The 18,559-nt window shown below is 64.3% G+C and carries 20 protein-coding genes; 7 read left to right on the forward strand and 13 right to left on the reverse strand.

The features are described from left to right. Window positions 1–55: 55 nt before the first annotated feature. Window positions 56–925: a DMT family transporter gene (locus ACSFC5_RS11960; protein WP_440765476.1), complete on the forward strand. Its 870-nt coding sequence runs from the start codon at window positions 56–58 to the stop codon at window positions 923–925. Between the two features lie 46 nt (window positions 926–971). On the opposite strand, the gene ACSFC5_RS11965 is transcribed toward ACSFC5_RS11960, so the two are convergent. The 3 genes from ACSFC5_RS11965 to lrpA1 form a co-directional block, all read right to left on the reverse strand. Then, window positions 972–1,568: a nitrous oxide reductase accessory protein NosL gene (locus ACSFC5_RS11965; protein WP_440765477.1), complete on the reverse strand. Its 597-nt coding sequence runs from the start codon at window positions 1,566–1,568 to the stop codon at window positions 972–974. An 84-nt stretch (window positions 1,569–1,652) separates the two neighbouring features. Then, a complete protein-coding gene (locus ACSFC5_RS11970) occupies window positions 1,653–2,150 on the reverse strand; it encodes an SRPBCC family protein (RefSeq protein WP_440765478.1) in 498 nt (165 codons plus the stop codon). A gap of 67 nt (window positions 2,151–2,217) precedes the next feature. Further along, window positions 2,218–2,646: an HTH-type transcriptional regulator LrpA1 gene (gene lrpA1 / locus ACSFC5_RS11975; protein ID WP_440765479.1), complete on the reverse strand. Its 429-nt coding sequence runs from the start codon at window positions 2,644–2,646 to the stop codon at window positions 2,218–2,220. A 205-nt stretch (window positions 2,647–2,851) separates the two neighbouring features. On the opposite strand from lrpA1, the gene ACSFC5_RS11980 reads away from it, so the two are divergent. Both ACSFC5_RS11980 and ACSFC5_RS11985 read left to right on the forward strand, forming a co-directional pair. Continuing rightward, entirely contained in the window at window positions 2,852–3,166 is a 315-nt protein-coding gene (locus ACSFC5_RS11980; RefSeq protein WP_440765480.1) for a hypothetical protein, read from the forward strand. A gap of 75 nt (window positions 3,167–3,241) precedes the next feature. Beyond that, a complete protein-coding gene (locus tag ACSFC5_RS11985; RefSeq protein ID WP_440765481.1) occupies window positions 3,242–4,402 on the forward strand; it encodes a LolA family protein in 1,161 nt (386 codons plus the stop codon). Window positions 4,403–4,530: 128 nt separating this feature from the next. On the opposite strand, the gene ACSFC5_RS11990 is transcribed toward ACSFC5_RS11985, so the two are convergent. The 3 genes from ACSFC5_RS11990 to aroC form a co-directional block, all read right to left on the reverse strand. Further along, window positions 4,531–5,466, reverse strand: coding sequence for a thiamine pyrophosphate-dependent enzyme (locus ACSFC5_RS11990; RefSeq protein ID WP_440765482.1), 936 nt, complete (start codon window positions 5,464–5,466; stop codon window positions 4,531–4,533). Between the two features lie 2 nt (window positions 5,467–5,468). After that, a complete protein-coding gene (locus ACSFC5_RS11995; protein ID WP_440765483.1) occupies window positions 5,469–7,373 on the reverse strand; it encodes a 2-oxoacid:acceptor oxidoreductase subunit alpha in 1,905 nt (634 codons plus the stop codon). Window positions 7,374–7,805: 432 nt separating this feature from the next. Continuing rightward, a complete protein-coding gene (gene aroC / locus ACSFC5_RS12000; protein ID WP_440765484.1) occupies window positions 7,806–8,957 on the reverse strand; it encodes a chorismate synthase in 1,152 nt (383 codons plus the stop codon). Between the two features lie 151 nt (window positions 8,958–9,108). Here aroC and ACSFC5_RS12005 point away from each other — a divergent pair, with 151 nt between their 5' ends. The 3 genes from ACSFC5_RS12005 (at window position 9,109) to ACSFC5_RS12015 (ending at window position 10,338) form a co-directional block, all read left to right on the forward strand. Beyond that, window positions 9,109–9,555 carry an Ig-like domain-containing protein gene (locus tag ACSFC5_RS12005; RefSeq protein ID WP_440765485.1) on the forward strand — a complete coding sequence of 149 codons (447 nt, stop codon included), beginning with the start codon at window positions 9,109–9,111 and terminating at the stop codon, window positions 9,553–9,555. 138 nt (window positions 9,556–9,693) lie between these two features. Next, window positions 9,694–9,921 (forward strand): AF_0619 family ribbon-helix-helix protein, encoded by a 228-nt coding sequence (locus tag ACSFC5_RS12010; protein WP_440765486.1) that lies wholly within the window; start codon window positions 9,694–9,696, stop codon window positions 9,919–9,921. A gap of 45 nt (window positions 9,922–9,966) precedes the next feature. Beyond that, window positions 9,967–10,338 (forward strand): type II toxin-antitoxin system VapC family toxin, encoded by a 372-nt coding sequence (locus ACSFC5_RS12015; protein ID WP_440765487.1) that lies wholly within the window; start codon window positions 9,967–9,969, stop codon window positions 10,336–10,338. 89 nt (window positions 10,339–10,427) lie between these two features. On the opposite strand, the gene ACSFC5_RS12020 is transcribed toward ACSFC5_RS12015, so the two are convergent. The 4 genes from ACSFC5_RS12020 to ACSFC5_RS12035 form a co-directional block, all read right to left on the reverse strand. Next, window positions 10,428–11,570, reverse strand: coding sequence for a thiolase family protein (locus ACSFC5_RS12020; protein ID WP_440765488.1), 1,143 nt, complete (start codon window positions 11,568–11,570; stop codon window positions 10,428–10,430). Window positions 11,571–11,674: 104 nt separating this feature from the next. Further along, entirely contained in the window at window positions 11,675–12,973 is a 1,299-nt protein-coding gene (gene aroA, locus ACSFC5_RS12025) for a 3-phosphoshikimate 1-carboxyvinyltransferase (protein ID WP_440765489.1), read from the reverse strand. A 114-nt stretch (window positions 12,974–13,087) separates the two neighbouring features. Beyond that, entirely contained in the window at window positions 13,088–13,489 is a 402-nt protein-coding gene (locus tag ACSFC5_RS12030; protein WP_440765490.1) for a hypothetical protein, read from the reverse strand. Between the two features lie 126 nt (window positions 13,490–13,615). Beyond that, entirely contained in the window at window positions 13,616–14,770 is a 1,155-nt protein-coding gene (locus ACSFC5_RS12035; protein WP_440765491.1) for a LolA family protein, read from the reverse strand. Window positions 14,771–14,885: 115 nt separating this feature from the next. Here ACSFC5_RS12035 and ACSFC5_RS12040 point away from each other — a divergent pair, with 115 nt between their 5' ends. Next, window positions 14,886–16,076, forward strand: coding sequence for a M24 family metallopeptidase (locus ACSFC5_RS12040; RefSeq protein WP_440765492.1), 1,191 nt, complete (start codon window positions 14,886–14,888; stop codon window positions 16,074–16,076). 51 nt (window positions 16,077–16,127) lie between these two features. Here ACSFC5_RS12040 and gvpA read toward each other — a convergent pair whose 3' ends face one another. From gvpA to ACSFC5_RS12055, 3 genes are all read right to left on the reverse strand, one after another. Further along, the gene (gene gvpA / locus ACSFC5_RS12045; protein ID WP_440765493.1) at window positions 16,128–16,415 is read right to left on the reverse strand and encodes a gas vesicle protein GvpA; all 288 of its coding nucleotides are present in this window, start codon (window positions 16,413–16,415) and stop codon (window positions 16,128–16,130) included. A gap of 157 nt (window positions 16,416–16,572) precedes the next feature. Next, a complete protein-coding gene (locus tag ACSFC5_RS12050; RefSeq protein WP_440765494.1) occupies window positions 16,573–17,604 on the reverse strand; it encodes an NAD(P)/FAD-dependent oxidoreductase in 1,032 nt (343 codons plus the stop codon). A gap of 83 nt (window positions 17,605–17,687) precedes the next feature. Next, on the reverse strand, window positions 17,688–18,419 hold the full coding sequence (locus ACSFC5_RS12055; protein WP_440765495.1) for a GNAT family N-acetyltransferase: 732 nt from the start codon (window positions 18,417–18,419) through the stop codon (window positions 17,688–17,690). Window positions 18,420–18,559 lie beyond the last annotated feature (140 nt).

The raw sequence follows: 18,559 nt of genomic DNA on the forward strand, positions 1-18,559 counted from the left end.
GGCGTCGACGGTTCCGGATCGCTGCTGCTAAAGGGCCGACTGCGGGAGTTTCCGTATGGACGAGCGGACGGTCGGCGTCGCGTACGTACTCGCATCTGCCGTCGGGTTCGGAGCCACCGGGATCTTCGGCACGCTCGCCAGCGATGTCGGGCTCTCGATCCCGACCGCCCTCGTCTTCCGGTTCGTCATCGCGGCCGCCGTCCTCTGGCTGTTGCTCGCGCTCCGCGGCCGAGCGCGACTGCTCACCGGCGCCACGCTCGGTCAGGCGACCGTTCTCGGCGTCGCCGGCTTCGGTGCGATGAGCGGCTTCTACTTCTGGGGGCTGGAGTATCTGACTGCAGGATTGGTTGCTATCGTCCTCTACACCTATCCCGCGATCATCGTCATCGTGACAATCGCGACGAACCCCGACCGAGTCAGTCGAACGCTCGTCGCGGCGCTCTGTCTCTCGCTCGGCGGCGTCGCCCTCATCGTCGGCGCGGATCCGGCCGGCGCCGATCCGCGAGGCGTACTCATCGTCTTCTGCGGCGCCGTGAGCTACGCCGGCTACGTAATCGGCAGCGAGCGCGTCCTCGAGTCCGTCGATCCGGAGCTGTTGACGGCACACGTCCTGCCGGCGGCCGGCGTCGCCTTTCTCGCCATCGGCGTCGCGATGGACGCGTTCGCAGTGCCGTCGGCGAGCGAGACGGCGGCCTGGGGCGTCCTGACCGCGCTGTCGATACTCTCCACCGCGGTGCCGATCCTCCTGCTGTACGCCGGACTGCCGCGGCTCGGGGCGAGCAGAGCAGGCATCATTAGTACGGCCGAACCGGCCGTCGCCGTCGTCCTCGGCGCGGTGATACTCAACGAGTCGGTGACGGTCACGACGGTGCTCGGCGGCGGACTCGTCGTGGCCGGCGTCCTCCTGATCCACCGTCGAACGTGAGTACAGAATCGCTCCTCGTCGGTCATCGAACGGGCGGACTCGGGCCCTATATTCGGCCCGGCCGGTAGATCATCGCGACGTCTCGATCGACGTCCTCGAGACCGATGACGTCGTCTTCCGTCAGCTCCTCTGCGTCCCAGTCTTCGACGAACTCGAGGGCGTCGGCTTCGTCGCCGAAGGCACGCGGGTTGATGGTCATCGGATCGTCCACCGCGTCCTCGTCGGTGATGAGGACGTAGTGCGCCTCGGTCGCGTCGACGAGATCGCGGGTCTCGTAGTCCATCGTCCAGGCGTTTTCGATCGGCGAGTCGGACGCCGTCGCGGCGACGTACGCGAACAGGCAGCCGGTCGTGTCGAAGATCGCTCCCGTCCCGTCCTCGTGTGCCAGTTGCGCGTTCCACCGGGAGTAGTTCACCGGGGGCATCCCGCAGACCGGACAGGATTGGTCGCCGGTGAAATCGATCGGATCGTCGCCTGGATGCTCCATGTTGGGCTCGATCAGCCGCTCGTCGGTTCCGTTCTCGTCCTCGTCGTCGGACTCGTCGTCACCGCCGCTACAGCCCGCGAACCCCGCAACCGCACCCGTCCCGAGGAGTCCGAGCAGCCGGCGCCGCTCGAGCGGAACTCCGTCGCGTTCAGTCATACGTGTGGCTATCGGCCGGATCACCAAAACGCACGTGGTTCGGCCGTCGAACGGCGCGGCTCGACGGCCGAGAACCGTGATCGATCACTCGAAGTGCGCCCTCGTCAACCGATGACGCGTTCGAAACATGCCCTCGAATCCGATCTTCGAGAACGGGGTGGCCGCACCGACGAGCCGGCCGATACCCGGAATGTCGCCACCCGGCAGTTCGTACTCGACGCGGTCCCGCAGAACCGTCTCCTCGCCGTCGGCGAAGAACGTGTGCGTGTGGACCCAGTGATCGAACGGGCCGCGGACCATCTCGTCGCGGAAGTAGGCGACACTGTCGCCGCGCTCGCGCTCCGTGATCAGGGAGGTCCAGTACTGGCGCGGACCGACGCCGAACGGCCGCATCGACAGGGATATTTCGGTGCCGGCCTCGAGCACCTCGGGCGCTCGCTCGCCGTCCGGTCCGATCATCGACTCGACGCGCAGCCCCATCCAGTCGGGCGTGAGCGCTTCGAGCCCCTCGATGCGGGAGTGAAACTGCCAGACATCCTCGAGCGGCGCGTCGATCGTGCTCTGGCGATCGTAAGTCGGCATAGCTCTGCCCACGGGGGCCAGCGTAAAAACCGAATGGCCGAACAGTGTCTCACCCCGACGGTTCCGACTACTTCAGACGCTCCTGTAGGAACGACGGATGGGCCGCGGTAACGCCGTCGATCTCGAGGATATTTTCGGAGATGATCTCGCCCAGCGCGTCGCCGTCGGCCGCGCGAACCTCGGCCATCAGCATGTGGTCGCCGCTGGAACTGTAGAGGGCTTCGATCTGCGCGAGACCTTTGAGAGCGTTCGTCGCCTCGACGTAGCGTTCGCTCGCGACGTCGATCCCCACCATGGCGATGGTCTTGCTCGAGAGCTTCTTCGGGTCGATGTCGGCCGAGTAGCCGACGATCACGCCCTCCTCCTCGAGCTTGTTGATGTACTTTCGAACCGTTGGCTTCGAGACGTCCGCGCGGTCGGCGATCTCGGCGTAGGACGCCTGGGCATCCTCTTCGAGAACGTCGAGGATGCGATCCTCCGTCGCCTGTGTGCTCATGAGATACTGTTTTGCTCGGACGGAAAAATATCTTTTGTATCCGAAAACGACCGAAATTCCGGGGACGACGCCGCCATCGGCCCGTTCAGCCGCCGGTATTCGGACACGGAGCGAACCGACGACCTCGCCGACAGTTCGTCGCGTCGTCCACCGAGACGGGACCGAGGGACTTATTCGCGTACTGACCCGAGTTTCGGCGAAGAACATGGTCGATCCGAGTCTCATCAGCGGGACCGTCTGGCTGCTCTGTGGGATCGCGATCCTGTTTCTCGGCTACCTCATCGCGATTCGCGGACGGGCGGACCTCCACGCGAACTACGACGAGTCAGTCGATCCGGCGTACGTCTCGCGGTGGGCCGGCGGCACCGCCCTGCTCATGGGCGCACTCGTCGTCGCCTACGGGATTCGCGAGATGTTCTACGGCTTCCAGCCCGTTGCACTCGGCGGGCTACTCGTCGCCCTGCTCGTCCTGAGTTACCTCACGAAACTGTTCGCACGCGGGTTCGGCTACCGCGGCTGAGGGCACTCGTCGCGCGTCGACTCCACCCGGCGACGACCGGTGAGATAATATGCCACGGGTGTCAACTTGCCGAACATGTCCCCCAGCGATGCCACTCATCAATCCGTCCTCCTCCTGGTGGTCGTCGCACTCGCCTGCCTGAGCGCCGGCTGTGTGGCCCTTCCCGACGAGGGCGTCTCGCAGGACCACCTCGAGGAGCGATTCGCGGAGACGGAGCCGCCCGAGTCGGCCGCTGCGACGGTCGAAATCACCGAGACGGTCGACGGTGAAGTGACCACGCACACCGAAACCGTCTGGCTGCGTGCCGACGGCGCGAGTCGGATCGAGACGACCGAAGACGGCGCCGAAATGGTTATTGTCAACGACGGCAGTGAGCGCTACTTCCACGACCGCGAGGCGGATTCGGTGCGGAGTTACGAGATTGATTCGACCGCGAGGTCCTACCTCGAGGGGCTCTACGAACAGCCCGAGCGGTACGTCGAGAGCTACGACGTAACCGAGATCGAGGAGACGACGGTCGACGGCCACGAGGTCTACCGCGTCGAGTTCGATCCGCCGGCGAACGAGACGATCGATCGCTCGATCAGCGTCCAGCTCGGCTCCGACGAGTACGTGTTGCCACTCGAGACGAGCGAGGTAGATACGGCCGAACGAAGCGCCGACCGGGTCGAACTCTGGCTCGATCAGGAGAGCATGTTCCCGGTCAAACACGCCATCGCCGGCGACGGGATCGAACTGGAGACGGCGTATCGGTCCCTCTCGCTCGACGAGCCGCTCGAGGAGGGGCTGTTCGAACCGCCCGAAACCGAGGACGGGAGCGACGCCGAGGAGTTCGTGTTACCGACGATCACTCACCACGAGTCTGTTAGCGAGGCCGACGCGGCCGCGCCGTTCTCGGTCGCCGAACCCGGGACTGGCGCGCTTCCCGAGGGCGTCGAACTCGAGGAAATCAGTCAGTACGAGTTCCACGACGAGAATCGGACACAGGTGACCCTGAGCTACCGGGACGGGAACGGAAATTCGATCGCGGTCACCACGAGCGACGGCCAGCGGCAGTTCGCGACCGGTGGCGATCCGGTCGCCGTGGGGAACGCGACGGGAACGCTCGCCCACACCGACGAGGGAACCGAACTCCAGTGGTCGTGTGACGGCCTGTACTACTCGGTGTTCGCCGGCAACGGGTACGAAAGCGAGACTGCCGTCTCGATTGGCGAGTCAGCGAAGCCGGTGTGTTAACGACCAGCGTCGGTGACCGTCGAAAACGAGACGGTTCGGACTGATTCACCGGCAGCGGTCGCTCGTCGAGGCTATTACGGTAAAAATCGAATCGCGTCTCGAGCGGCGTCGAAACGCTGCGTCGACGGTTACTTGTGCCGGTCGAGCAGGTCGTAGCTGCGCTCCCACTCGCCGTCTTCGTCGAAGTAGCGCTCGGCGAGGGGCTGGTCGGGCATCTCGCCGACGGCCGACTTCTCCTGCTGGTAGGACGGCCGATCGTCGTCGATGTAGTATCGGCCCGTCAGGACGGTCCCCTCTTTGAGGACGTCCTCGGTCTCGTACATCATCTCGGCGGCTTCGCGCCGGTCGTGGACGTCGAAGTCGTAATCGTCGGACTCCTGGACGTCGATGTAGGGGACGTACTGCCGGGCGTCCTTGTTCCACGTCGGACACTGCGTCAGGAAATCGACGTGGGCGAAGCCGTCGTGTTCGATGGCTTCCGCGATGATTTCCTTTGCCTGGTTCGGGTTAACCGCGGCCGTGCGAGCGACGTAGCTCGCACCGGCGTTCAGCGACATCGACAGCGGACGCAGCGGCGTCTTCGCGCTCCCGGATGGCTGGGTCTTGGACTTGTGGCCCTTCGGACTCGTCGGCGAGGTCTGGCCCTTCGTCAGGCCGAAGATCTCGTTGTTGAAGACGATGTAGGTGATGTCGTGGTTCTCCCGGGCCGTGTGGATCCAGTGGTTGCCTCCGATACCGTAGCCGTCGCCGTCACCGCCCGCGGCGATGACCTCGAGTTCAGGGTTGGCGAGCTTTGCGGCCCGAGCGACGGGCAGCGAGCGGCCGTGGATCGTGTGAAAGCCGTAGGTGTCGAGGTAGCTGTTCAGCTTGCCGGAACAGCCGATTCCGGTGACCGTCAGCACCTCCTCGGGCGTCTTGCCGACTTCCGGCAGAGCCTGCTTGAGCGACTTCAGCACGCCGAAGTCGCCACAGCCAGGACACCAGGTCGGCTGCGGTTCGACACCGGGGGTGAACTCGTCCCGGTCGATCTCTCGTTCCTCTCCGATGGCGTTGAATGCACTCATGATTAGTCACCTGCAGCGGGTTCGATTCGTACCTGTGCGGTCGGCTCGCGGTCCTCCTCGGCGAGGTTGACCTCGTAGCCTTCGACGACTTCCGCCGGTTCGAACGGGTTCCCGTTGTACTTGAGGAGACTGGTCATCTTCTCGCCGAAGAGACCCAGTTCCTTCTGGATCAGGCCGCGGAACTGTGCGGTCGCGTTCATCTCGACGACCATCGCCTCGTCGACGCTCTCGAGGAATTCAGTCATCTCCGCCTCGGGGAACGGCATCATGTCCGAGACGGTGACTCCTTTGACGGAGTGGCCGTCCTCGTTGAGCCGTTCGACGGCTTCGGCGACGGCACCGTGGCTCGATCCCCACGTGATGATGCCGTAGTCGGCGTCGTCGTCGCCGTAGTAGGTCTGGTTCGAGGGGTGCTTCTCGTCGAGTTCGTCGCGAATGGTGTCGAGTTTCTCGATCCGGCGAGTCATCTGCGCGACTCGGTTGTCCGGATCTTCCTCGATGTGTCCGACGGGGCTGTGTTCGTTCCCGGTCGCGAGATAGCGCCCACCCTTCTGGCCGGGCAGCGACCGCGGGACAACGTTGTTCTCGGCGTCCTCGTAGTTGAAGCGCTTGAACTTGCCGCTCGCGTCGTGGGCGGCCTCCTTGAGTTCGTCTTCGGTGAGCGTCGAGCCCAGGTCGGGCGCGGGCTCTCGGTCGAAGAACTCGACGTCGACGTTCTTGTTCTCGCCGGAGAGCTTCTGATCGTAGATGACGATCACCGGAAGCTGGTAGTCCCAAGCGATTTCGAACGCGAGTCGAGTCTGTTCGTACGCCTCCTCGATAGTTCCCGGGGCAAAGACGACTCGTGAGGAGTCGCCCTGGCTCGTGTAGAGGACGAACTCGAGGTCGCCCTGCTCGGGTTTCGTCGGCAGGCCGGTCGACGGACCGGCGCGCATCGATTCGACGAGGACGAGCGGCGTCTCGGTCATCTCGGCGAGTCCGAGCGGTTCGCTCATCAGCGCGAAGCCACCGCCGGAGGAGCCGGACATGGCCTTCGCGCCGGCGTGGCTCGCACCGAGGGCGAGCGCGGCGGCGGCGATCTCGTCTTCGACCTGCTCGGAGATCCCACCCATGTCGGGGAAGTTCTGGCTGAGGATGGTGAAGACGTCCGTCCACGGCGTCATCGGGTAGCCGGCGATGAACCGACAGCCGGCGTCGATCGCACCGTAGGCGATCGCGTTCGAACCCGACAGCAGCGCCTGCTCGGTGTCGTGTGACCCCGTCGGCGCTCGAAGGTCGTGTTCGAACTCGTACTCCTCGTTGGTCATCTCGTAGGCCTCGTGGAGAATCTCGAGGTTCGCCTCGAGGATGTCTCCGCCCATGGCGTCGGACATCAGATCCTCGATGTGCTCGAGATCCATGTCGAGCAGGGCCGCGGTGACACCGACACCGGCGGTGTTGCGCATGACTTCGCGCCCGTGCTCTTTAGCGAGGCCGCGGAGGTCCATCGGGAAGACGTGCCAGTCGTTCTCCTCGGCACGCTCCTCGAGGTTGATTTCCTCGACGTCCTCTTCGCTGACCAGCCCCTCGTCGTAGACGATGATACCGCCCTCACGCAACTCGTCTAAGTTCTCGGACAGGGGTTTGATCTCCTCGTTGCCGTAGTAGGCTTCCTCCTGCGGGTTGCGGGCGAAGGAGTCGCCCAGCGAGAGCAGGAAATTGTAGCCGTCGCCCCGTGACTGTACCTCGTGGGCTGCGGCTCGGATTTCGACGTAGGTGTGGCCGCCGCGAATCCGCGACGGATAGTGCCGATGGGTGAATACGTCGAGCCCCGAGCGCATCAGCGCTTTCGCGAAGTTCTGACTCGTCGAGTCGATTCCGTCTCCGGAACCGCCTGCAACTCGCCAGATAAGTTCGTCGTCGCTCATAGTAGATCAGTGGCCGGTATGGCCAACCGTACCCCGATTTTGATCTACGTGACCTAAAGCCTTTGCTATAGATTATCATGCATCTATCGTGAAGAATGAACAACCACACAATATACGCGATTATTGACCGTGAACGTTCGGTATATTAGTGAATTTACCTATTGTTTGTGTACGATTAAACGACCGATGTCGGCGACGGTGACGCCATACTTGCGCGAGCGGAAATGGTTATATACGGTTTCGAGGCGACGGTCTCGAATACGCTCAGTCGGCGTCTCCGATGTTGGACGACCTGCCGCCGACCGAAACGCGGGTCGAGTGATTCGTAACTCACTCGAGCGAGGAATGAGGCGGCTGCCGGCCCGAGGGTGGCACTCGAGACCGTCGAGCCTCGAGTCAGGCAACAAAAACTCAGAAACGCGAGAACGGTCGCTACTCGTTGTTCGGGTTGCTCGGGTGGTACTCCGTATCGTACTCGCCGGGCTGATCGTCGACGCGGTCGGGATTGAGTCGACCGGACAGTAGCATGAAGTCGACGAGCGTCAGGGCGAGCATGGCTTCGACGACGGGAACGCCGCGCGGCGGCAGAACCGGGTCGTGGCGACCGATGACCTTCTCTTCTTTGAGTTCACCCGTCTCCCAATCGGCCGTCTGCTGGCTCTTCGGGATCGACGTCGGCGCGTGGAGGGTGACCTCGCCGTAGATCGGCTCGCCGCTCGAGATGCCGCCCTGGATGCCGCCGTGATCGTTCTCGACGGGGGTCGGATTCCCTTCATCGTCGAACTCCCAGTCGTCGTTTCGATCCTTGCCGGTCCACTCGGCGGCCTCGGTCCCGAGCCCGAACTCGAACGCCGAGGTCGCCGGAATCGCCATCATCGCCTGTCCGAGTCGGGCGGACAGCGAGTCGAATCGTGGTGCCCCGAGACCGACGGGAACGCCCTGCGCCTCGAAGTAGATGCTCCCGCCGATGGAGTCGCCTTCCTCCTGGTACTCGGCAATTCGGTCTTGCATCTCGTCGGCGGTGTCGGGGTGGGCACAGCGAACGTCGTTTTCCTCGGAGTGCTCGAGCATCTCCTCGAAACTGACCTCCGGGGCTTCGACGTCGCCGATCTGGTTCACGTGGGCCTTGAGTTCGATGCCCTCCCGTGCGAGAAGCTTCTTTGCGATGGCGCCGGCAGCGACCCAGTTAACCGTCTCTCGCGCGGACGAACGACCGCCGCCGCCCCAGTTTCGCGTGCCGAACTTCGCCGAGTAGGTGAAGTCGCCGTGGCTGGGCCGCGGCGCGGTGATGAAGGGTTCGTACTTGCCCGAGCGAGCGTCCTTGTTCTGGATGATCAGTCCGATCGGCGTGCCGGTGGTGTAGCCGTCCTGAATCCCCGATTTGATCGAGACCGCGTCGGGTTCGCCGCGGCTGGTCGTAATCATCGACTGGCCGGGTTTGCGTCGATCGAGGTCTTCCTGAATATCGTCTTCGGAAAGCTCGAGCCCCGCGGGACAGCCGGAGACGGTACAGCCCATCGCTTCCCCGTGGCTCTCGCCGAACGTGGTCACCTGAAAGAGACGACCGAAGCGGTTGCCGTTCATTACGCCCCTCTCGGGGACGGGGACACTTAGCGGTACGTGATTCCGCAACGGTCCGGAATCGGAGTGGGCTTCGGACGCAACGACTCGAAATCGAGGCTGCACATCCATCCCCAATGCTCTTTGTCTTGAACGGTGTGTGCTAGAATATACCATGCAACGCCGTTCGTTGCTCGCCGGCTGTCTCTCGCTCGTCGAGTCGGCAGCCGCCCAGGACGATTCCGAGCCCGAGCCGCCGGCGGAGCCGGCCGATCCGATCGCTCGAGCGACGATTGGCTCCCAGAGCGACGACGAGCCACCCCATCGCGTCCGCCTCTGGAACCTCGACGACGATCGACATACCGTCACCTTCGAGATCGAATCGGCCGACGGAGCCACCTCGTTCGAGGGGAGCTACGACCTCGATCCCGAGGCCCACGTCGTCGTCTTCCTCCATGGGCGGGAGGACTACGAAATCACCGTCGGTATCGACGACGAGGAACCGAGCATGACCGATCTCGAGGAATCGTCGTTCGACGACCCCTGCCCCGGAACCGAGCTGTTCGTCCTCGAGGACGGTGAGGTCGAGACGACGACGGAGTCGGACGCCGACCACTGTTGATCCAGCCGGTCATATCGATGTCTCCGAACCGAGAGTCTACGTCGTCATCCCCTATCGGCGACCAACTGCCAGAGATAGGATGGACACTGTAGTCTCTTGCAAACGCTTTTGTAATACTGAGCCGTAATACTCTACTGTATGACCGAGACAGTCTCGGCGAAGATCCCGGACGAGCTGAAACGGGATATCGATGGCGCGGATATCAACGTGAGTGAAGTCATCCGAGACGCACTCGAGAACGAGGTAAAGGAGTGTCGACGGGAACAACTTCGAAACGACGCCGCTTCCCTTCGGAAAGAGGTCGGCGACGGTGTGGAGACGGACGAGATCGTCTCTGCTATCCGAGAGACGCGCGAGGAGCGATAACGGATGCCTGCTTCGTATGTGTTCGACGCGAGCTCAGTAGTCGAGGTGGTTCTCGGACGGGGCGGATCAAGCGTCGGGATCGACGTCCTGTTCGACGAATACTGGCTCGATTTGACGCGATACGAGGCGTCGAACGTGGTCTGGAAAATCGGCGTTGCTCGAGACGGACTACGCGATTTAGAGGTCGATGAGGCGATCGATATCCTCGATCGGCTCGAGCGCGAGATGGAGTTCGCAGTAGCGACGGGGTCGGAGACGATGCACGTAGCTCGAGAGAACGGCCTGACGTTTTACGATGCGTCGTATCTCGCTGTCGCTCAGCGAAATGAACTCACACTGGTTACCGAGGACGGTCCCCTCGGAGACGCAGCTGCCGATCAGGGTGTACCGACCGCCCAGGTCCAGACGCTCGAGTAGCCCCGAACCCAGTGTGCCGTCGGTCCAGTCACCGAGCGGACCTTCGCTCACGTCGTTCGCGAAGAGACCAAAAACCTAGACCAACCGTCTCAGGGCAATTCGAACTCGATCGCCGCTCCCTGACCGAAGCCGACGCACTCGGTCGCGATGCCGCGCTCGACGCCCTCGCGGTTCATCTCGTGGACGAGCGTGACCGGCAGGCGCGCGCCGGAACAGCCCAGCGGGTGGCCGATGGCGATGGCGCCGCCGTTGACGTTCAGCTGGTCGTCCGGAATCCCCAGTTCTCGCTGGGAGTACAGCGTCTGGCTCGCGAAGGCCTCGTTGATCTCGACGAGTCCGTAGTCGTCGATCTCGCGGCCGGCGCGCTCGAGCAGTCCCTCGGTTGCCGGAACGGGGCCGACGCCCATCTCGGTCGGGTCGACGCCGGCGACGTAGCTGGTGCCGACTTCGGCGAGGATCTCGAGGTCGTTCTCGTCGGCGAAGTCGCGGCTGGTCAGGAGGACCCCGGCCGCGCCGTCGGCGATCTGGGAGGCGTTACCGGGCGTGACGGTGCCGTCTTCCTTGAAGACGGTCGGCAACTCGGCGAGTTTCTCGGGGGTGGTGCCGGGACGCAGTCCCTCGTCCTTGTTGTGGACTCCGTCTTCCGTCTCGAGCGGGACGATCTCGTCGTCGAATTTCCCTTCTTCGGTGGCCTCGACGGCGCGTTGCTGGCTCCGAGCGCCGTACTCGTCCTGTTCCTCCCGGGAGACGCCGTACTTCTCGGCGACCTTCTCCGCCGTCATCCCCATCATGAGGTTGGCCATTCCGTACTCTTCGTCGAGTTTCGGGTGCATGCTCCCGCTCTCGGCCGACCCCATTTTCACGCGGCTCATGCTCTCGACGCCGCCCGCGAAGACCGCCTGCTGTCGGCCCGCGGCGATCGAGTCCGCGGCGCTGATGATCGCCTGTGCGGAGGATGCACACTGTCGGTCGATGGTGGTCGCCGGAACCTCCTCGCCGAGATCGGAGAAGAGGGCGATCTGTCGGGCGATGTTCGCTCGCTGTTCGTCGCGCTGCTGGGCACAGCCCCACATCAGGTCGTCGATATCGTCGCCGGAGAGGCCGGTCTCCGCGAGCATCTCGTTGACCAGCGGGATGGACATGTCCTCGCTACGGAACTCGGACAGTGCGCCGTCTTCCCTTCCCTGGGCCGTTCGGACTGCGCTAACGATTACCGGCGTGGTGTCTGCCATAGTTTATCACCATCTTTGTACGCACATATAGCTAGGTACATCGGTAAAATTTCCAGCGATATGCTATCCACCGTAAACGCCACGCGGTGGTTTACTTAGCTTCGTTACTCGGCTCGCTCGAGCGAGGCGCCGAGGTCCTCGAGCATCGCGAAGAAGCCGGGGAACGAGACGTCGACGTGGTCGGCCCCCTCGACGGTCGTCTCGCCGTCGGCGACCAGTCCAGCGAGCGCGAGCGACATGATGATTCGGTGGTCGCGACGGCCGGAGACCGTGGCCCCCACGAGGTCGGAGTCGTCGCCGTGAATCGTCAGCGAGTCGCGCTCCTCGGTCGTCTCGACGCCCATTTTGCCCAACTCCTCGGCCATCGCGCTCACGCGATCGGTCTCCTTGTAGCGGACGTGCTCGGCGTTTGTAATGTGAGTGTCGCCCTCGGCGACGGCCCCGAGCGTCGCAATGGTTGGCAGCAGGTCCGGCGTGTCCTCCACGTCGACCTCGATCCCCGAGAGCGGAGCGCTCGAGACGTCGATCGTTCCCGCCTCGCGGTCCCACTCGACGTCGGCTCCCATTCGGTCGACGATATCGACGATGGCGGTGTCGCCCTGCGCGCTCGGGTTGGCCCCCTCGATTCGTACGCTTCCGCCGTCCGCGCCGGCGGTGGCACCCGCCGCGAGCGGGTACGAGATCGACGAGAAGTCGCCCGGGACGGCGTACTCGCCGCCGACGGGTCGGTAGGATTGCCCGCCGTCGACCGCAAAGCCGTCCTCGGTCTGGCGCGCGTCGACGCCGAAGTCCGCGAGCACCTCGAGCGTGATGTCGACGTACGGCGCGGACTTGAGGTCGGTCTCGAGGACGACGTCGATCCCCTCGTCGGTGACCGCACCGGCCATCAGGAGCGCGGTGATGTACTGCGAAGAGACGTCACCCGGAATGGAGACCGTCCGACCCGACAGCGGGCCGGTGACGACCAGCGGAGCCTGCCCGTTTCCGCGCGTACTGAACGCCTCGGTGCCGAGATCCTCGAGCGCTTCGAGCAACGGTCCCTGGGGTCGCGTGCGCAGCGATTCGTCCCCGGTGAGCACCGAGGTGCCGTCCGCGAGCGCGGCCGCGGCGGTCACGAGGCGCATCGTCGTCCCGCTGTTGCCGCAGTCGATGACATCTGCGGGGACGTCGGGCCGGCCGTCGAAGCCGTCGATCTCGAGGGTCCCGTCCTCGCGTCGCGTCACGTCGCCGCCGAACAGGTCGACGGCGCGGGCGGTCGCCTGCGTGTCCGCGCTCCAGAGCGCGTCACGAACCGTCGCGCGGTCTCCGTAGCCCGCGGCGAGGATCGCCCGATGGGTGTAGCTCTTCGACGGCGGTGCCCGCGCCGAGCCCTCGACGCTCGAGGGCGTGATACTGACGTTCATGGTCGGTCTGTGGGGTGGCCGCCCTATACCGATACCGATCCGCGAAGTCGAACACCGGCCGTCACGAGGTGAACCGTCGATGCCGACCCGAGCGCACGCTGCCACAGCGGTGGCTCAGTCTCCGGATCGCAGTTCGCGTTCCCGCTCGAGCCGTTGACAGCCGAGGACCAGCGAATCGGGAATGTCGGTCGCCTCAGATTGTAAGGCGTCGAAAACGACGGCGACCTCGTCGAATCGAGGGCCGCGAGAGGCGACGAACGGTTCGGGTTCCCACTCGACGAACCCCACATCTGCTAGCATCGGAAGGTGTCGGTGGAACAACTCCCGTCGGAGATCGTCCGGGTTCGGGGGGACGTTCGGGTTCACCGCGCTCTCCGGCAGCGGAACGGATTCATCGGACGGACTGTCGAGCAGGGAGATGACGAGTTGCCGACGTGGATCGGCAGAGAGGGCCTTGAAGACGGCGTTCCAGCCGCGAATGACACGCTTTCCGTTCTCGAAACGTACTCCGGTCATACTCGTTCTTTCGAACGGTCGGGCATAAATAATGGTGATAGTTGTGGTCGTTCACGTTCAGTTTTCGAATTCAAAACGGCCGCTTCGGACGGTTCAGTACGCCGGTATCGAGTCGGTCCGAGCGTCTCACGGACAGCCGATCGACGCCGCGATATCGCGGAGCGCCTCGTCGGCCGTCAGACTCGAGACTTCGTAGTTCAGGTCGTCACACTCCCAGAAGACGCTCTGGATCCGGCCGTCGCGATAGTAGACCGTCCGGTCGTCGACCTCGATTTCCTCGAGGACGTTCGGCTTGAACCGTCTGACTTCTCGTACGACCACGAACAGTTCCCGAGCGACCGCGTTCGGATCGTTGTACCACAGCGTCGTGGTCGTTCCGAACCGTTCGGCCTTCTCGACGACGGTGATCCGATCGAGTCCGTACGCGCTCGGGACGTCGGGATCCGGCAGGTCGTACGGGACGGCGTCCCCCGCCTCCGTTCGCGACTCGAAGACGCCATCCGGTTCGGGACCGTCGGTGACGACCCGCGCGTCCGTCGGCGGCTGGTACGTGAACGTCTCCGAGTCGGTTCCGTCGTCGATCGAGAGCTCCTCGTACGTGACCGAGACGCTGTACCGCGTCTCGCCGTCGTCCTCGACCGCGTTCCGCTCTCCGACCGGGTACCGGTACTCGTCGTCGATCCAGATCGTCCGCGCGACGTCGAGCCCCTCGAGATCGGCCGCCGACAGCGGAATAACGTACGTCGTATCCCCGACCACGAGGTCGATCGAGCGACCGATGTCGTCGACCGGTGGCCGGGTTTCGACGACGTGCGCCTCGCGGCCGTCGACGGTCGTCGTCCCGTCGTACCCCAGCCGATCCGTTTCAAGCAGGGCCTCGAGGACGAGTCGCGTCCCGTCGGTGTCGACCTTGTGCGGATGGTGCTGCAGATCGACGATCTCCGTCTCCGGATTGTACTCCCACGTCCGTTCGCGGTTCGTCACCGTAACGGAGCCGACCGGCGCGTTCGGATCGGTCGACTCGAGCACCTCGATCCGCTGTTTGGCGGGCGGCGCTCGCACGACGTCTTCGGTTCGTTCGACGGTCCCGTCAGGTGTCTCGACTGACATCGTTCGACGCGCCGTGAGATCGGTCATCCCCCGACGCGTCGCGATCGCATCCTCGACGAGTGCTGCGGCGAACTCCTCGCTAGTGGGTTCGTCCGTCTCGCTACTGGGGTAACTGACGCAGCCAGCCAGCGTGAGTGTGGCTCCCGCCGCCAGAACCCGTCGACGGTTCATATACGGGGAATGACTATCGGTAAATGATAAGTCTATGGGTCCGAATCCAGTTTGCGATCGCTCAGGGTCGACCGCGATCCGCGATATTATGTGCGCCCCGGCCACACTCCGACGTATGGATATCGACGTCGACCTCTCCTCGCTACGGGAGTCGCTCGAGGCGAACGAGGCGGACGGCTACCTGATCGACGACGACGCGTCGGACTCCGACCAGCGGTACGTCTCCGGCTTCACCGCGCCGGATCCCTACCAGACGCTCGTCACGCCCGAAGGCGTCCACCTCCTCGTCTCGGGGCTCGAGTACGGCCGCGCGAGCAAGGACGCGAGCGCCGATTCGGTGGCGCGTCGAGCCGACTACGACTACCAGCAACTCGTCGCGGAACACGGTCCCTACGAGGCCAAGAGCCGACTGCTCGAGGCGTTTCTGGACGATCACGGCGTCAACTCGCTTTCCGTCCCCCGGAACTTCCCGACCGGAACCGCGGACGGGTTACGAGCGCGCGGCCTCGAGGTCACGGTCGAACCAGAGGGAATCGTCGAGGAGATTCGGGCGACCAAACACGAGTGGGAACTCGCACAGATCGACGCGACCCAGGACGCCAACGAAGCCGCGCTGGCGACCGCCGAGGAGTTGATCGCGAGCGCGGATATCGACGACGACGGTACGCTCGTCCGCGACGGCGAAGCGCTCACGAGCGAACGGGTTAAAGAAGAGATCGAGATCACCCTGCTTCGCCACGGCTGCGGGCTCGACGACACCATCGTCGCTTGCGGTGCCGACGGCGCGGACCCGCACAACCGCGGGAGCGGCCCGCTCGAGGCGGACGAACTGATCGTGATCGACATCTTTCCGCGGGACAAGGAGACGGGCTACTTCGCGGACATGACCCGTACGTTCGCCCGCGGTGACCCGGGCGAGGAGGCTCGGCGGCGGTACGACATTACCGAGGAAGCCTACGAAGCCGCCCTCGAGGCCGTCGAGGCGGGCGCCACGGGGGCTGACGTCCACGGCGTCGCCTGCGACGTCATCGAGGACGCCGGCTACGAGACCCTCCGCAGCGATCCGAGCACCGACACCGGCTTCATCCACAGCACGGGCCACGGCGTCGGGCTCGACATCCACGAACAGCCCAGCGTCTCGCCGTCCGGCGGCGAACTCGAGCCCGGTCACGTGATCTCGATCGAACCCGGCATCTACGATCCCGAGGTGGGCGGGGTGCGAATCGAAGATCTGGTGGTCGTTACCGAGGACGGCTACGAGAATCTGACCGACTATCGCGTGGGCCTCGAGCCGAAAAACGAGTAACGGTCCCGCGGGTCGAGCCGAAGCGCGAGTGACGAACCGGCCGATCGAGCGTCACTCGGTCGCCGACTCGGGCGACGATTCCGCCCGCTGTTCGACCTCGAGCTCCTCCAGTTCTTCTAAGCCGCCTTCCGCCGTCGCTTGCTCGATCTTCGCGATCTCCTCCGCGTAGTGGAGGAAGGTGTCGACCGAGGCGACGACGACGCGGGCTTCGATCGTCAGGAGCTCGATCCCGACGACGGAGACGCGCGCCCAGACGTCGATGACGACGCCCTTGTCGAGGATGCGGTCGAGCACTTCGGCGAGACTCGAGGAGTCCGGTCGTCGTTGTGGTGATGCCATTGTGACCTCCACCTGAGCGTCCAGCGCGAGTTCGTTTTATCACACGGGCTGCATCGGCAAGCACTGATCCGGAAAAATGTGCTGGAAAACTCGCTCGACCGATCGGCGAGGCGCCGGAAGGGAAGACGCGCTCGATTTCCGGCACGACGCACCCGATTCAAACGCGTTCCCCGACCTCGAGTCCACTCCGTAACGCGGCGTGTAACCGGCCCTCGCCGGCGACCCAGTCGCCGAGACAGTACAGACTCATCTCCTCAGCGCGTCGAAGGGGATCCCGGTCGACGCCATCCTCCGGCAGCGCGTAGCGCCAGCCCTGGTGGTCCGTCCAGTCGGGCTCGAGCAGGCGATCGTCCTCGACGATGGCCGCAGTCAGCTCGGCGAGTGTCTCGAGATTCGCCGCCGAATCTTCGTCGTACCGATCGGCGGACCACTCGGGACTCGCTTGTACGATTAGCAGCGACTCGCCCTCGGGGACGTGGCCGGATTTGCACTCCTCCCGTGAGATCCAGCCGATTTCGTGTTCCTTGTCCGTGTTGACCAGCGCGTAGTAGGGTTGCTCGAGTTCGAACGGGTAGTGGAAGACGCCCGTCCAAATCGTCCGATACGGAACGTCGTCGATGACGTCGACGAGTTCGTCACGAATCTCGGCGTCCCACGCCGCGGTCCGCAGCAACTCGGCGGTCTGGGGCGCGGGCGGATTCAGCAGAATCGCGTCGAACGGTCCCCATCGCTCGCCGTTCGCATCCTCGAGCCGCCAACGTTCCGCATTGTCGTCCCGAATCACCGTCTCTACGCGCGTCTCGCGGTGAATCGTGGCATCGGTCCGCGAGAAGAGTCGCTTCGCGAGCTGAGTCAGTCCCGACTCGTAGCTCCACTTGTGTTCGTCCGCATCCCGGCCCTCCGACACCTCGCCCGTGCTGTCGAAGGTCCAAACGGGGTCAGTAACGTCGACCAACCCGTCGGCATCGAGCGTCTGCGTCAGTAACTCGACGACGCGCTCGTCGTCAGATTTGACGTAATTCGCGCCGTAGTCGTAGATCACGTCGTCCCGGCGACGGGTCGCCGCGCGCCCGCAGAGGCCGCGGGACTTCTCGAGGACCGTGATCTCGGGGTCGTTGAGTTCGTCCTCGAGCGCGTACGCCGCGGCTGCGGCCGCCGCACCGGCACCAACGATACCGATCGTGGTCATACCGGTACTCCGGGGCCCTCCGGTATGTATTGCAGGCCTACGGAGACCTCAGAGTCGTGACCACTCGCCGAGAGCAGCGTCAGCTACAGCTCGTAGGCCATCATCACCTCATCGACGCACTCCCCGTCGATTTCGTAATGATCTCGTCGAATTGCCTCGGTGTCCCAGCCGTGGACGGTGAGGAACTCGAGCGCGCGCTCGTTGGTGATCGGCACGCTGTTGTACACCTTCCGAAAGCCGTTGGCTTCAGCCCACTCGACGCCGCGGGCGAGCAGTTTGGTACCGATCCCGTGACCTCGGTACGCCTCGCGGACGCCGACCGTCTGTTGGGCCGTGCCCTGTGCGTGCTCGGTCTGGGGCAGATCGAGGTGCGTCCAGCCGACGACGTCGCCGTCGACCGTCGCGACGAAGAACATCCGAGAGCTGACGCTGTTGTGGCGGCTGACGGCGTCCTCGTAGAGCAGTTCCTCCGCGATGGTCTCCGCGACGACGTACGTCTCCGCGGCGGTCACGTCCCGAATCGTGTCGATGAGCCCGTCGAAATCGGCCTGCCTGCCGGGGCGGATGAGGAACGCACAGTCGTCGGTCTCGTACTCCGTGACCGCGCCGAACTCGAGGGCGATCTCGAGCGTTCCGTCTTCCTCTTGCAGGTAGCCGTCCGATTTCAGCCCCTCAAGGTGCTCTCGAAACTCCTCGGAGGGGAGCGACACGACGTCCAGTAACTTGTGTCGCTTGACGGTCCCGTTCCGTTCGACGTACTCGTAGAGCCGTTTGCGCGCGTCCGAGGAAAACGCCGGTCGCTCCATCGCTCCCATAGGGTCGGTACGACGACCTCGGATTTAGAGCTTGGGTGGTGTTGACACACTATCGGCAGGTCGCCGACCCGACGGGAGCGGAAACGTATCGCATTGCCGAACCGACGACCGATCCGCTGCGCCGACAGTCACTCGAGCAT

It is taken from the genome of Natronorubrum marinum (assembly GCF_052040125.1).
Taxonomy (GTDB): domain Archaea; phylum Halobacteriota; class Halobacteria; order Halobacteriales; family Natrialbaceae; genus Natronorubrum.

Excerpts from the sequence above, each read along its gene's own strand:
- ACSFC5_RS11960 (WP_440765476.1), top strand. The coding sequence starts at position 56 with ATGGACGAGCGGACGGTCGGCGTCGCGTACGTACTCGCATCTGCCGTC.
- ACSFC5_RS11965 (WP_440765477.1), bottom strand. The coding sequence starts at position 1,568 with ATGACTGAACGCGACGGAGTTCCGCTCGAGCGGCGCCGGCTGCTCGGA.
- ACSFC5_RS11970 (WP_440765478.1), bottom strand. The coding sequence starts at position 2,150 with ATGCCGACTTACGATCGCCAGAGCACGATCGACGCGCCGCTCGAGGAT.
- lrpA1 (WP_440765479.1), bottom strand. The coding sequence starts at position 2,646 with ATGAGCACACAGGCGACGGAGGATCGCATCCTCGACGTTCTCGAAGAG.
- ACSFC5_RS11980 (WP_440765480.1), top strand. The coding sequence starts at position 2,852 with ATGGTCGATCCGAGTCTCATCAGCGGGACCGTCTGGCTGCTCTGTGGG.
- ACSFC5_RS11985 (WP_440765481.1), top strand. The coding sequence starts at position 3,242 with ATGTCCCCCAGCGATGCCACTCATCAATCCGTCCTCCTCCTGGTGGTC.
- ACSFC5_RS11990 (WP_440765482.1), bottom strand. The coding sequence starts at position 5,466 with ATGAGTGCATTCAACGCCATCGGAGAGGAACGAGAGATCGACCGGGAC.
- ACSFC5_RS11995 (WP_440765483.1), bottom strand. The coding sequence starts at position 7,373 with ATGAGCGACGACGAACTTATCTGGCGAGTTGCAGGCGGTTCCGGAGAC.
- aroC (WP_440765484.1), bottom strand. The coding sequence starts at position 8,957 with ATGAACGGCAACCGCTTCGGTCGTCTCTTTCAGGTGACCACGTTCGGC.
- ACSFC5_RS12005 (WP_440765485.1), top strand. The coding sequence starts at position 9,109 with ATGCAACGCCGTTCGTTGCTCGCCGGCTGTCTCTCGCTCGTCGAGTCG.
- ACSFC5_RS12010 (WP_440765486.1), top strand. The coding sequence starts at position 9,694 with ATGACCGAGACAGTCTCGGCGAAGATCCCGGACGAGCTGAAACGGGAT.
- ACSFC5_RS12020 (WP_440765488.1), bottom strand. The coding sequence starts at position 11,570 with ATGGCAGACACCACGCCGGTAATCGTTAGCGCAGTCCGAACGGCCCAG.
- aroA (WP_440765489.1), bottom strand. The coding sequence starts at position 12,973 with ATGAACGTCAGTATCACGCCCTCGAGCGTCGAGGGCTCGGCGCGGGCA.
- ACSFC5_RS12030 (WP_440765490.1), bottom strand. The coding sequence starts at position 13,489 with ATGACCGGAGTACGTTTCGAGAACGGAAAGCGTGTCATTCGCGGCTGG.
- ACSFC5_RS12035 (WP_440765491.1), bottom strand. The coding sequence starts at position 14,770 with ATGAACCGTCGACGGGTTCTGGCGGCGGGAGCCACACTCACGCTGGCT.
- ACSFC5_RS12040 (WP_440765492.1), top strand. The coding sequence starts at position 14,886 with ATGGATATCGACGTCGACCTCTCCTCGCTACGGGAGTCGCTCGAGGCG.
- gvpA (WP_440765493.1), bottom strand. The coding sequence starts at position 16,415 with ATGGCATCACCACAACGACGACCGGACTCCTCGAGTCTCGCCGAAGTG.
- ACSFC5_RS12050 (WP_440765494.1), bottom strand. The coding sequence starts at position 17,604 with ATGACCACGATCGGTATCGTTGGTGCCGGTGCGGCGGCCGCAGCCGCG.
- ACSFC5_RS12055 (WP_440765495.1), bottom strand. The coding sequence starts at position 18,419 with ATGGGAGCGATGGAGCGACCGGCGTTTTCCTCGGACGCGCGCAAACGG.